The following is a 12,911-nucleotide window of genomic DNA, read 5'->3' as shown; positions in this document are numbered from 1 at the left end:
CCGGGTGCAGGAATCAGCGCGCGTCGCGGTAGCGGTCGACGACGACGTCGACGAGGGATGCCGCGGGCTGGTCGTCGTCGAGCAGCGGACGAGCCACGGGGGAGCCGTCGGCGAGTCGCACCGCGAGGTCATGGAAGTAGCCGGGCGCGAGGAGGTAGTTCGCGACGACGACGCGCGCGGGGGAGGTCGCCCGTGCGGCGGCGACGGCCGCGCCGAGGCGGGGCTCTGCCGCTGCGAGGAATCCGACCGTGACGTCGCGCCCCAGGCGTTCGCCGAGCATCGCGCCGATCGCACGGCAGTCCTCGTTCGCCCGGTCGTCGCTCGACCCCGCCACCGCGAGCACGACCGCGTCGTCGGCGGCGAGTCCCAGAGGAGCCAGGCGCGCCAGCAGGACGTCGACGAGCCGCGGATCGGGACCGAGGGCCGGAGCGATCGACACGTCGTCGCGGCTGGCGGACTGCTGCTTCAGGTCGACGCGCACGTGGTAGCCCGCCGACAGGAGCAGGGGCACGATGACGATCGGCAGCCCCGCGGGGAGGGCGTCGAGGGAAGCCGCGACATCCGGCTGCTGCACGTCGACGTGGCCGAGCCGCACCGTCACATCGGGCAGTCGTGCGGCCACCGCGCCGACGAGCGCCGAGACGGCCGCCTGGCCCTCCGCCGAGGCGGTGCCGTGCGAGATCGCGAGGAGTGCCGGAGTCGTCATCCCGACCATTCTGCTCCGGCCGTGTGGCGGGCGTGTTACGCAGGTCACCCGCCTCCGCGTGGTGCGCGTCACGGATTCAGGAGACACGCCGTTGCCCGGCGGTGTCCGAGCGCGCGCGGACGGCGTGTCTCCTGATTCTTTGACACTCTGCGGGCACGACCCGGCGCGGCCGGGCCGAGACACAGGTCAGACGGCGGATGCCGGTGCCCGCCTCGCGGCGGGCCCCGGCATCGCTGGGGCGGCGCTGTCAGGCGGCGCTGTCACGCCGCGCCGTCAGGCGGCGCTGTCGGCCGCGCCGGCGTCGCCGCCGGCCCGCGCCGCGCCGAATCCGGCCACGAAGCCTCGCTCGTAGGCGGATTCGGCGCCGTGCCCGTTCCCGGAGTCGTGACCGCGGTGGTCACGGCCGTGGCCGTCGCCGTGGCCGTCGTGGCGGAAATGGCCGCCGCGACCGTGGCCTTCGTGGTCGTGCCGGTCGTGGCCGTGGTGTCCGCGCGGGCCGTGCCCGCGGCATCCCTCGTCGTCGTACCGGTGGCCCCAGGGGCCGTCGTGCGACATGCCGTGGCCGAATCCGGCGCCGTGGCCGAATCGGGCGGGCCCGAAGGCGCGAGGTCCGCCGAACCTGCGGCCCCAGCCCCGGCCGCGAGCGGCGGGCGTGCTCTCGTCCCAGCCGAGCTCGCGCGCGATCGCCTCGAGCGAAGCCATGGTCGTCGCATAGTCGTCGGGCGGGACGGCGCCGGCCACGCGGGAGCGGATGCCGCCCACGACGGTGCCGAGGCGCTCCTTGGCCTCCCGGCCGGCGTCGGTGAGGGTCCACGTGCCGTCGCCCTGCTCCTCGGCCCAGCCGAGGTCTTCGAGCCGGCGCAGGCGCTTGCCCTTGTGGGCCAGGCGGTCGGCGAAGCCCGGGGTTTCACTGTCGCCGGAGAGCAGGTTGAGCAGCATCCAGTCGCGTCGCGTGACGCCTTCCTTCTCGAAGGCGGCGGCGAACTCGCCGGTGAGGAGGCTGTCGACCGCGCGGAGCCAGTAACCCAGCGGGCGGCGGTCGGTCGGGGTGGCGGCTGTCTCGCCGTCGGTGTTGTGGTCGTCGATGTCGTGGTCGTCGGTGTTCATGAGAAGTCCTTTCGGGGCGGCATGGGAGCCGCGGAAGATTACATGTCGAAGTGCATGTATATGTAGTGTGACATGCGCTTCGGATCTATGTCAAGTCACATGTAAATTGGTCCCATGCCGAACACCCCCGCAGATCCTGCCGACGTCATCGCCGCAGCACTGGCGCGACTGCGCGGACGACGGATGCCTCGCCCGCCGTGGGATCAGGGCCCGGGTTCGCACGGCCATCCCCTGCACGGGGGAGGCCACGCCCACGGCGACGGCCGCTGGGGGCACGGCGGACCGAACCACGGTCACGGACACGGCGCCCCGCCGTGGGCTGGAGCGGCGCGCATCGGCGGCCCGGCGCGCATGCGCCTCCTCGACGCGCTGGCGGCGGCATCCCACCCCCTGTCGGTGGGCGAGATCGCCGACGCCGTCGGCGTCGATCAGCCGAGGGCGTCGCGCCTCGTTCAGCAGTCCTTCGAGCTCGACCTCGTGCGCCGCGAGGCCGATCCCGACGACGCCCGACGCACCCGGGTGGCGCTGACGGATGCCGGAGCCGCCCTCGTGCGAGGGTTCCGCGGGGAGCGGCGCGAGGCCATCGACACCGCCCTCGCCGGCTTCACCGACGAGGAGCGCGCCGACCTCGCACGCCTGCTCACCAAGCTCGCCGAATCGTGGCCCCGCGGCTGATCGGCGCTGCGCGGGTCAGAAGCTCGTGACGAGATCGCCGAGCACGGCCTCGACCTTGGTCGGGTCGGTCGCGTCGTAGTAGTGGGCGCCGGTCGCCCCCGAGATCGACTGCAGGGTCGCGACATCCGCGTCTGCACCGTAGGCGAGCGTGAACACCAGCACCGGCGTCGTGTGGTGCAGCGCGCGCAGGTTGTCGAGCATCGCCTCCGCCCCGATGGTCGGAGCGTTGGGCGCGTCGTTCTCGCCGTCGCTGAGCAGCACGACGGCGTTGATGCGGTCGGGCGACCATCCCGCGGCCTGCTGGGCGGCGAACGTGTCGACCGCCTGGAAGAGAGGGGTATCGCCCATCGACGACAGGTCGTCGAGCGCCGCGAGCAGTTCCGGCCGCGACGACCCGATGTCGGCGACGGGCGAGACCGTGCCCGGCAGCATCGAGCCGTCCGCGCTCTGCGCGAACGCGGCGAGCCCCACCTCGTCGCCGGCGGTGAAGTGGTCGAGCGCCAGGGCGATGGCGTTCTTGGCCGCGGTGAGCTTGGTCTGCGACCCGGCGATCGGCTCGTCCATCGAGCCCGACACGTCGATCAGGAACAGCACGTTGGTGCGCTTGCGCACGTCGGGGAAGGCTCCGTGCACGGCAGTGACGACGTCGGCGTCGGGCAGGGCGAGGACGCCGGCCGGCGCGGCGGCGGCGACGTGCGCGACCTCGGCGACGCCGTCGTCGAGCACGCCGTTCAGGTCACGGTAGCCGGAAGCGCGAACCGCCGTCTGCCCCTGGGCGGTGCGGGCGAACCGGATGAAGTCGGCGGCCGCCTCCGCCTCGACGGGATCGATCCAGTCGCCCGTCAGCCGCATGGCCGGGTTGTCGGCCGCGTAGTGGCCGTCGGTCGGGTAGATCGGCACCAGCTGCTCCTGCGGTGGGTCCGACTCGACCCGGGTGACGCCGTCACGGCTCGTGATGCCGCGGTTGTAGTCCCACACCGACTTCTCGTCGACGATCACCGCCGACAGGAAGTCCGCAGACGTGCCGCCGTTCTCCTCGGCCTGTCGCGCGTGCCACAGGAAGTGCTCCGGCGTGGCCATGTAGTGGCTCGTGGCCAGCTCGTGCTGACGCACCTCCTCGACGACGGTCGCATCGGCGACCTGCGCGGGCGACAGCTCGGCCACCGATCCGGCCGAGGCGCCGAACGACGCGAACATCGCCGCCTCGCCGGACGTCGCGACGAGCGGGCTGGTCTTGCCGAGCTTGAAGGCGCCCCACTCGGGGTAGCCGAGGCCGCTCCACAGGTCGGCGTCCTCGGCGGCGGCGAAAACGTCGGCCCACGTCGGGGGAGCCGTGTCCCAGCCGACGGCCTGGGCGAGGGGCGCCGGCATCGCGAGCACGACGTTCGACGAGCCGACGCTCGTGCCGTCCGCGCGAAGGGCGGTGGCCCCCTGCGAGCGGGCGACGTCGAGCCAGGTGGAGGCGTCGGGCAGCCACACCGTCGGCTTCGTGTCGGCGGAGTGGGTGGGGAAGTCCTCGGCGACGAGGGATGCCGCGACCCCGGACTTGTCTCTCGTCGTGGTCACCGTCACGCACGATCCGGCGACGTTTCGCGGCTTCTCGTTGTACGCGGCTGCGAGCGCCGCCACCATGTCGGCGTTCTCGAACGACGACATCACCGGAACGGTGACGCACGGCTCCGCGCCGGGCGTCGCGGCCGGCTCGTCCTGCGCGAACTCGATCAGCTCGGCCTGGGGCTCGGGCGCCGGCTGCTCCGCGGTGGACGGCGATTCCTCCGAGGCCAGGGCCGACACGATCAGCGTCGACACGGTGCCGATGGCCGCGACGAGGGCGACGATGCTCACGACGGTCGTCCAGAGGAGGAACTGGCGGCGACGCCGGCGGCGGCGCTGCCGGCGCTCTTCGATCGCAGTCGTCGCCTGGGTGCTCATCGAAGGCGCTCCTGATGTCTCGCGCGCGGCGCGAGGGCAGGACGCGCGCCGCGCAGGACGTCGCGAGATGACTCGGGCATGTCGGGAAACCTCAGGTGGGGGGACCTGAACCGGCTCGGGAGACCGGCATTCCTGGAGCCTAGCCCGTGGGGGTGACGCGCGCGACCCTGGATCTTCATGCCGACGAGGTGTTCAGCATCCCGATGACGACCGCCGTCCACCAGCCTGCCTGCGAGACCGACGCGCTCCACACGCACCAGAACCGGAACCGCTGCGGAAGTCGCGCGAAGGCGACCGAGCCGGGGAGCCGTGCGAGCTCACCGGTGAGGCGTGTCATCGCGACGCCGTTCATCGCCACGATCAGGACGGCCAGCATCTTGATGTCGGTGAGCGGATCGGCGAGGTCCGGCTCGAGGAGCGCGCCGCTCGCGAGAAGACCGGCGATTGCGAGCCAGGCGAGACCCGTGACCGATCGCTCGATGCGACGCAGGTCGTCGAGCGTCGCGCGGCCGCGCGCCCACTGCAGTCCGTAGAACTCGAGCAGCACCGCCGCGCCCAGCCCGACGATGACCGAGGCCAGATGGACGAACAGCGCGCTGTAATGGATCCCGGCCGGCGGCCGCAGGGTGCTGCCGAGGGCGAGCGACGCGTACATCGCGATGAGCACGCACCAGTAGCCGAGCGCTCGGCGGTGTCGGGAACGCCGATGTCGCTCGATGAGGGGGGTCGTCACGGGGGGTCCGGGGGCTTTCCGTTCGGGTACGGGCGCGTGCGATGTACCCCCCACGAGTGAGGCTAGCCGAACTCCGGGGTCGTGCCGAACCGCGGGTCCGGTCTACGGGTTCGCCGCCCGCGGCGGAGCCTTGACGAGGGCGAGGAGGACGAATCCGATCGCGAGGACCAGCGCGATGGCGAGGATGCCGTACAGCGTCTGATGCGCGGCTGCCGCGATGAACGTGCCCCACAGCAGCGGCGCGAGCCAGCTCGCCGCGCGTCCGGTCGTCGCGTAGAGGCCGAAGATCTCGCCCTCCTGCCCGGCGGGGATGACGCGGGCGAGGAAGGATCGCGACGCGGCCTGGGCGGGCCCGACGAACAGCGCCAGGACGATGCCGACGACCCAGAACAGCGCCTGGCCCGTCGCCGCGCCGAGGAACACCGTCAGACAGCACGCGATGATCCCCCCGAGGGCGACGAGGATGACCGGCTTCGGCCCGAAGCGGTCGTCGAGCCGTCCGGCGAAGATCGTCGAGACCCCGGCCACGAGGTTCAGCGCGATGCCGAAGATGACGAGATCCGTGAACCCGAACCCGAAGACGCGGGCCGCGATCACCGAGCCGAAGGTGAAGACGGCGGCGAGGCCGTCGCGGTACACCGCCGACGCCAGCAGGAACCAGAACGTGGGTCGGTGCTCGCGCCAGAGGCGCGCGATGGAGCGGAAGAGCTCGATGTAGCCGCGGAAGAAGTTCACGCGCTTCGCCCCCGAGGCGGGCGGCGGCTCCGGCACGTTCAGGAAGATCGGTATGGCGAACACCAGCGTCCAGACGGTCGCGCCCGCCGCGATGAGCTGGAACGTCAGCGCCTGCGTGCCGTCGAGCACGCCGCCGAGGATGAGCCCGACGACGATCGCGAGGGCGATGATCCCGCCCAGGTAGCCGAACCCCCAGCCGAGCCCCGACACCCTGCCGACGGTGCGCGGGGTCGACACCGATACGAGCAGCGCGTTGTAGTTGGCGCCCGCTATCTCGCCGACGATGCTGCCGAAGGCGATCATCGCGACACCGAACCAGAAGAAGGAGGGGATGCCGGTGACGAAAGCCATGGCGAGCTGGCAGGCGATCAGCAGCCCGGTGAAGATGCCGAGCATGAACTTCTTGCGTCCGGTGGCGTCCGCCCGCTGACCGAGGACGGGCGCGAGGAGTGCGATCAGGATCCCCGCGGCCATGATTCCCCAGCCGAGGTTGGCGTCGAGCACTCCCAGCGCTCGGCAGTACTCCGTGACGGTGTTGGCGGGGGTGTCGCAGTCGATGGTCGCTCCGTCGACGACGCCGAGCTCGGCGACGGCCGGATCGAGGAAGAACGGCGACACGAGGAAGCTGGGCACCCACACGAATGTGAGGAGCACCGTGTTGAACGGCTGGGTGGCCCAGTCCCACAGCGCCCACGAGAAGACGCGCTTGCGGGGGACGACGCGATCGTCGGGCTGCGCGACGACGGCGGCCGTCGAGAACCGCGGGTCCCGGCTCTCGGGACCGGTCGCGGGAGGTTCGGGCGCACTCATGTCGGTCACGCTAGGACCCTTCGGTGAACGGCGGATGGCGCCTGGACGCGCGTCGCCTCATCGCGACGCCCCGCCAGAGTACTCGTCGCGACAGCATGCAGGCGTCTCACCCGGGTGATCCGTGCTGCGCGCTCTGGATGCCGCACCTCTCGTGTGCTTTGCTTCGGGCATGACAGCAGCAGACCCCGCGCCGACGCCCGCGTTCAACGGGCGTCTCGCGATCCTGCTCGCGATGGCGATGTTCGTGCTCGTCGTGGACACGTCGATCATGAACGTCTCGATCTCCGCCGTGGTGACGGAGCTCGGCACGACCGCGAGCGGCGTGCAGGGGGCGATCGCCCTCGAGGCGCTCGTGTCGGCCGCGTTCATCCTCCTCGGCGGCAAGACGGGCGACCTCATCGGCCGCAAGCTGGCATACACGCTCGGCCTGCTCGGCTATGCCGTGGGCGCGGTGGCGATGACGTTCGCGCAGAGCCTGACCGCCGTCATCATCTTCTGGGCGGTGATCGGCGGCATCGGCGCCTCCCTCCTCCTGCCGGCGATGCAGTCGCTCATCCACGGCAACTTCGTCGGCGCGCACCAGAAGCGCGTCTACGCGCTCGTCGGCGCGTCCGCGGCCATCGCGGCCGCAGTGGGCCCGCTGCTCGGTGGCTTCATCACGACCTTCTGGTCGTACCGGGTCGCGTTCGCCCTCGAGGCGGTCATCATCCTCGTGGTGCTCCTCGGCCTCGGTCTCGTGAAGGACGTCAAGTACACCGGCGAGCGGTCGATCGACCTCGTGGGTGCAGGGCTGTCGGTGGTCGGCATGGGCGGCGTCGTGCTCGGCATCCTCGTTTGGCAGGAGGGCGGCGGGTACGTCGGCCTGATCATCGGCCTCGGCGCGGTCGCGCTCGGCGGACTCGCGTGGTGGCTCAACTCGCGCAAGAAGAGGGGGAAGCCGGTCCTGCTCGACCCGGCGCTCTTCTCGTCGAAGCCGTTCCGCACCGGCGTGAGCGGGCAGCTGCTGCAGCAGATCGCCCTGGGCGGCACGATGATCGTGCTTCCGCTCTACCTGCAGATGGTGCTCGAGTACAACGCGCTGCAGGCGGGTCTGTCGATCGCGCCGCTGTCGCTCAGCATGTTCGCCGTGGCGATCTGGGCCGGCCGCCGAGCCAAGGGGCGGCCCGCGAACCTCATCCTGGTCGGATTCTCGCTCGCACTCCTCGGCCTGGTCGCGATCGTGCCTCTCGTGCCGATCGCCGATTCGGGCTGGTACCTCGCCGTCCCGCTCATCATCGCCGGCTCCGGCCTCGGCCTGCTCGTCTCCCAGCTCAACAACTACACACTCTCGCCGATCTCCGACGAGCGGGTCAGCGAGGCCGCGGGCGTCAACTCTGCGGCGGGGTCGTTCGGCCTCTCGTTCGGCCTCGCCTTCGCCGGTGCCATCATGCTCGCGACGCTCGCGACGGCGTTCACCTCGCTCGCGTACTCGAGCACGGTGCTGTCGGCGGATCAGCAGGAGCAGGTCGCCACGGTGCTCGAGGACGATGCGCAGCTGATGTCGAACACGGGACTCGAGGAGCTCCTCGCCGACGAGCCGCCCGCGGCCGCCGCCGAGGTCGTCCGCATCAACACCGAGGCGCGTCATATCGCCCTCCAGGTGGCGCTGCTCATCCCCATCTTCGCCGCGCTGCTCGGCGTGCTGAACGCGTTCCGAATGAGGCGGCTGCCCGACCCGAAGGCATCGTCCTCCGCCGAGGGGAGCCTGCTGGGCTGAGGCGCGGTCAGCCTTCGCCGGTCGGCGCTCGGCCTGCTGGTGGTGCTCCTCCAGACGCTCGCGCACCCCGTCGGACCAAACTTGAGTCGAGTCATATCAAGTTCATTTGACACGCTCAGGGTCGCCGAGTAGCCTTGAGTCATCACGGCTCAACCTCGTCTCCTCGAGGGGATGCCGCGAGCATACTTCCCATCAACCACGGGCCGAGGCATCCGCCCCGCCCATCAGAAGGAGAGATACACATGGCACGTGCTGTCGGAATCGACCTCGGTACGACCAACTCGGTCGTCAGCGTCCTCGAGGGCGGCGAGCCCAAGGTCATCGCCAACGCCGAAGGCTTCCGCACGACCCCGTCGGTCGTCGCGTTCACCAAGGACGGCGAGGTGCTCGTCGGCGAGACCGCCAAGCGCCAGGCCGTCACCAACGTCGACCGCACCGTCTCGTCGGTCAAGCGCCACATGGGCACCGACTGGGGCTTCGACGTCGACGGCAAGAAGTGGACGCCGCAGGAGGTCTCCGCGCGCATCCTCCAGAAGCTGAAGCGCGACGCCGAGCAGTACCTGGGCGACACGGTGACGGATGCCGTCATCACCGTCCCCGCGTACTTCAACGACGCCGAGCGTCAGGCCACGAAGGAGGCCGGCGAGATCGCGGGCCTGAACGTGCTGCGCATCATCAACGAGCCCACCGCGGCCGCCCTCGCCTACGGTCTCGACCGCGGCAAGGAGGACGAGCTCATCCTCGTCTTCGACCTCGGTGGCGGAACCTTCGACGTCTCGCTGCTCGAGGTGGGCAAGGACGACGACTTCTCGACGATCCAGGTCCGCTCGACCGCCGGTGACAACCGTCTTGGCGGCGACGACTGGGACCAGCGTCTCGTCGACTACTTCATCAAGCAGTTCAAGGACACCACCGGCGTCGACGTCTCGGGCGACAAGATCGCCCTGCAGCGGCTCAAGGAGGCTGCCGAGCAGGCGAAGAAGGAGCTGTCCTCGTCGACCTCGACGAGCGTCAACCTCCCCTACCTCTCGCTGACCGACTCGGGGCCCGTCTCGCTGTCCGAGACGATCACCCGCGCGAAGTTCGAGGACCTCACCAAGGACCTCCTCGACCGCACGAAGAAGCCGTTCGAGGACGTCATCCGAGAGGCCGGCATCAAGGTCGCCGACATCGACCACGTCGTGCTCGTCGGCGGTTCGACCCGCATGCCCGCCGTGAGCGAGCTCGTGCAGCGCGAGGCCGGCAAGGAGCCCAACAAGGGCGTGAACCCGGACGAGGTCGTCGCCGTCGGCGCCGCCTTGCAGGCCGGCGTCCTCAAGGGCGAGCGCAAGGACGTCCTCCTCATCGACGTCACCCCTCTGAGCCTCGGCATCGAGACCAAGGGCGGCATCATGACGAAGCTCATCGAGCGCAACACCGCCATCCCGACCAAGCGCAGCGAGACCTTCACCACGGCCGACGACAACCAGCCGTCGGTCGCGATCCAGGTCTTCCAGGGCGAGCGCGAGTTCACCCGCGACAACAAGCCGCTGGGCACGTTCGAGCTCACCGGCATCGCGCCGGCGCCCCGAGGCATCCCGCAGGTCGAGGTCACGTTCGACCTCGACGCCAACGGCATCGTCCACGTGTCCGCCAAGGACAAGGGCACCGGCAAGGAGCAGTCGATGACCATCACCGGCGGCTCGTCGCTGCCCAAGGAGGACATCGAGCGCATGGTGCGCGAGGCCGAGGAGCACGCCGCGGAAGACAAGAAGCGCCGCGAGTCCGCCGAGGTCCGCAACCAGGCCGAGACGCTGTCGTACTCGATCGACAAGCTCATCAAGGAGAACGACGACAAGCTCCCCGAAGACGTCAAGAACGACGTCCAGGCAGATGTCGACGCGCTCAAGACGGCGCTCGCCGGTGACGACGACGACGCGGTGAAGGCTGCGTTCGACAAGCTCAACCAGAGCCAGGGCAAGCTCGGCGAGGCGATCTACGCCTCCAGCCAGGCAGCCCCGCAGGACGCTCCGACCGCCGATCAGCCCGCCGAGGGCGCCGGCTCGGCCGACTCCGATGAGGATGTCGTCGACGCCGAGGTCATCGACGACGAGGACGAGAAGAAGTAACCATGGCCGACAAGGACTTCGAAGAGCCGAACGGCGACGAGGTCCGCCCTGACGAGGAGGGGTCGGAGGCTCGCGCCTCCGGCCCCGTCCCGCAGGACGGACCGGATTCCGACGGTGAAGAGCTCACGGTGGACGACATCCTCGGCGCGGCGCAGAACGCGGATGCCGCGGCCGAGGACGCCGTGATCGCCGACCTCGAGTCGCAGCTGCTTAACGACCTCAAGCGCCTGCAGGCCGAGTACGCGAACTACCGGCGCCGCACCGAGGAGCAGCGCGAGGTCGAGGTGGAGCGCGCCCAGGGCGCGGTCGCCAAGGGTCTGCTGCCGGTGCTCGACGACCTCGACCGCGCCGACAAGCACGGCGACCTCGAGGAGGGCACGCCGTTCGCCGCGATCGCCGTGAAGCTGCGCGGCGTCGCCGAGCGGATGGGCCTGTCGACGTACGGCGAGGCGGGAGAGCTGTTCGACCCGCAGCACCACGAGGCCATCTTCCAGGCCCCGACCCCCGGCGTGGAGGCGGCGACGATCCTCGAGGTCGTCGAGGTCGGCTACCGCCTCGGCTCGGTCGAGCTCCGCCCGGCGAAGGTCGTCGTCGCGGTGCCCGCCGAGTAGGCCGGAGGAGCATCGATGGCCAGTCAGGACTGGTTCGACAAGGACTTCTACACGATCCTCGGCGTCTCGAAGGACGTCAGCGACGCTGATCTCAAGAAGACGTACCGCAAGCTCGCGCGGAAGTACCACCCCGACTCCAACCAGGGCGATGCCGCGGCAGAGGCGAAGTTCAAGGAGGTCAGCGAGGCGTACTCGGTGCTCTCCGACGCGGAGCAGCGCAAGGAGTACGACCAGATCCGGGCCATGGGCTCCGGTGCGCGCTTCACCGCGGGCGGCCAGGGCGGTGCGGGCGGCTTCGAAGACGTCTTCAGCATGTTCAACCAGGGCCGCGGTGGCAGCAGCTACCAGAGCGAGGACTTCGACGACATCTTCTCGATGTTCAACCAGCAGCAGGGCGGCGCCGGCTTCGGCACGGGCCGCTTCGGTCAGTCCACCGGCGGCTATCGCGGCTACGGCGGTCCGACCCGCGGTGCGGATGTCACGGCGCGCACGACGATCGACTTCATCACGGCCACGAAAGGCGAGACGATCACGCTCCAGGGCGAGGACGGTCGCCCGTTCAAGGTGAAGATCCCTGCCGGCGTGTCCGACGGGCAGAAGATCCGCCTCCGGGGCCGCGGGCATCCGTCTCCGGACGGCGGCGAGACCGGCGACGTGGTCGTGCAGGTCGCCGTGCGGCCGCATCCGGTGTTCGCCCGCGACGGCCTCAACCTGCGCGTGACGATCCCGGTGACGTTCACCGAGGCGGCGCTCGGTGCGACGATCGAGGTGCCCACGCTCGGGGGAGACCCCGTCAAGCTGCGGGTGGCGCCGGGAACGCCGTCGGGTCGCGTGCTGCGGGTGAAGGGTCGTGGCGTGCAGACCGCGAAGGGCACCGGAGACCTCCTCGCCGAGGTCCAGGTCGCGGTGCCGTCGCACCTCGACGATGCCGCGCGCGAGGCGCTCGAGCGATACCACGAGCTCGAACCGAAGGAGAATCCGCGTGCCGACCTCATGGCGAAGGCACGCGGCTGACCGCAATGGGAGACTGAAGCGACAGGGAGGCGGGTGACATGGGCGAGCAGCACGACATCGACGACGACGCTCCGATCTTCGCGATCGCCGTAGCCGCCGAGCTGTCGGGCATGCACCCGCAGACCCTCCGCCAGTACGACCGGCTCGGGCTGGTGGTGCCCGCTCGCACGCCGGGCGGCTCCCGCCGCTACTCGCTGCGCCACGTGGCGCAGCTCCGAGAGGTCGCGCGCATGTCGTCCGACGGCATCGGGCTTCCCGCGATCGCGCGCATCCTCGAGCTCGAAGACCGCGTCCGCGAGCTCCACGTGCGCGTGCGCGACCTCGAGGAGCGCGTGCGCACCGAGCTCGAGCGTCGCCCCGGAGCGCGCGTCTTCGCGGCGGGAAGCACCGGGTCGGTGGTCACGCTCCGCCACGGCACCCGCGTGCGTCGCGCCACCGAGCTCGTCGTGTGGCGGCCGCGTCAGCAGCTCGAGCGGGGCGAGGCGGATGCGGGTGCCGCACCCGGCGACGCTCCGCCGCAGGGCTGAGCCGCGGCATCCGCTCGCCCTCCGGCGCGTCGGACGCACGGGCCACGACTCAGGCCTGCCGACCTTCGACGACGTGCGGGCGATCGTGCGGGCGCTGCCCGAGACGCACGAGGGCGTCGACGGCCATCGCGGTGGCGCGATGTGGCGCACGACCCCGACCACCTGTGCGAGGTCGTCATCGACGCGTGGCTGCTGCG

At 70.7% G+C, this 12,911-nt stretch carries 11 protein-coding genes; 6 read left to right on the top strand and 5 right to left on the bottom strand.

What is annotated here, in order from left to right; genetic code table 11:
* Positions 1-13 precede the first annotated feature (13 nt).
* Together EER34_RS05570 and EER34_RS05565 are read right to left on the bottom strand one after the other, a co-directional pair.
* Positions 14-706: a sirohydrochlorin chelatase gene (locus EER34_RS05570; protein ID WP_127473529.1), complete on the bottom strand. Its 693-nt coding sequence runs from the start codon at positions 704-706 to the stop codon at positions 14-16.
* Between the two features lie 273 nt (positions 707-979).
* Entirely contained in the window at positions 980-1,813 is an 834-nt protein-coding gene (locus EER34_RS05565) for a MarR family winged helix-turn-helix transcriptional regulator (RefSeq protein WP_127473528.1), read from the bottom strand.
* Positions 1,814-1,927: 114 nt separating this feature from the next.
* On the opposite strand from EER34_RS05565, the gene EER34_RS17715 reads away from it, so the two are divergent.
* Complete coding sequence (locus EER34_RS17715; RefSeq protein WP_240642143.1) at positions 1,928-2,488, top strand: MarR family winged helix-turn-helix transcriptional regulator; 561 nt, start codon at positions 1,928-1,930, stop codon at positions 2,486-2,488.
* 15 nt (positions 2,489-2,503) lie between these two features.
* On the opposite strand, the gene EER34_RS05555 is transcribed toward EER34_RS17715, so the two are convergent.
* From EER34_RS05555 to EER34_RS05545, 3 genes are all read right to left on the bottom strand, one after another.
* Entirely contained in the window at positions 2,504-4,420 is a 1,917-nt protein-coding gene (locus EER34_RS05555) for a vWA domain-containing protein (RefSeq protein WP_127473527.1), read from the bottom strand.
* A 175-nt stretch (positions 4,421-4,595) separates the two neighbouring features.
* The gene (locus tag EER34_RS05550; protein ID WP_127473526.1) at positions 4,596-5,153 is read right to left on the bottom strand and encodes a hypothetical protein; all 558 of its coding nucleotides are present in this window, start codon (positions 5,151-5,153) and stop codon (positions 4,596-4,598) included.
* Between the two features lie 102 nt (positions 5,154-5,255).
* On the bottom strand, positions 5,256-6,698 hold the full coding sequence (locus tag EER34_RS05545) for an MFS transporter (RefSeq protein WP_127474307.1): 1,443 nt from the start codon (positions 6,696-6,698) through the stop codon (positions 5,256-5,258).
* Between the two features lie 169 nt (positions 6,699-6,867).
* On the opposite strand from EER34_RS05545, the gene EER34_RS05540 reads away from it, so the two are divergent.
* From EER34_RS05540 to EER34_RS05520, 5 genes are all read left to right on the top strand, one after another.
* Positions 6,868-8,454, top strand: a complete 1,587-nt coding sequence (locus tag EER34_RS05540; RefSeq protein WP_127473525.1) for an MFS transporter — start codon at positions 6,868-6,870, stop codon at positions 8,452-8,454.
* Between the two features lie 242 nt (positions 8,455-8,696).
* Complete coding sequence (gene dnaK, locus EER34_RS05535; protein WP_127473524.1) at positions 8,697-10,562, top strand: molecular chaperone DnaK; 1,866 nt, start codon at positions 8,697-8,699, stop codon at positions 10,560-10,562.
* Between the two features lie 2 nt (positions 10,563-10,564).
* The gene (locus tag EER34_RS05530; protein ID WP_127473523.1) at positions 10,565-11,173 is read left to right on the top strand and encodes a nucleotide exchange factor GrpE; all 609 of its coding nucleotides are present in this window, start codon (positions 10,565-10,567) and stop codon (positions 11,171-11,173) included.
* Between the two features lie 15 nt (positions 11,174-11,188).
* A complete protein-coding gene (locus EER34_RS05525) occupies positions 11,189-12,187 on the top strand; it encodes a DnaJ C-terminal domain-containing protein (RefSeq protein WP_127473522.1) in 999 nt (332 codons plus the stop codon).
* Between the two features lie 38 nt (positions 12,188-12,225).
* On the top strand, positions 12,226-12,714 hold the full coding sequence (locus tag EER34_RS05520) for a heat shock protein transcriptional repressor HspR (protein WP_127473521.1): 489 nt from the start codon (positions 12,226-12,228) through the stop codon (positions 12,712-12,714).
* Positions 12,715-12,911: the final 197 nt, after the last annotated feature.

It is taken from the genome of Microbacterium sulfonylureivorans, assembly GCF_003999995.1.
Taxonomy (GTDB): Bacteria; Actinomycetota; Actinomycetes; order Actinomycetales; family Microbacteriaceae; genus Microbacterium; species Microbacterium sulfonylureivorans.
This window is presented reverse-complemented; position numbering and strand designations above follow the sequence as displayed.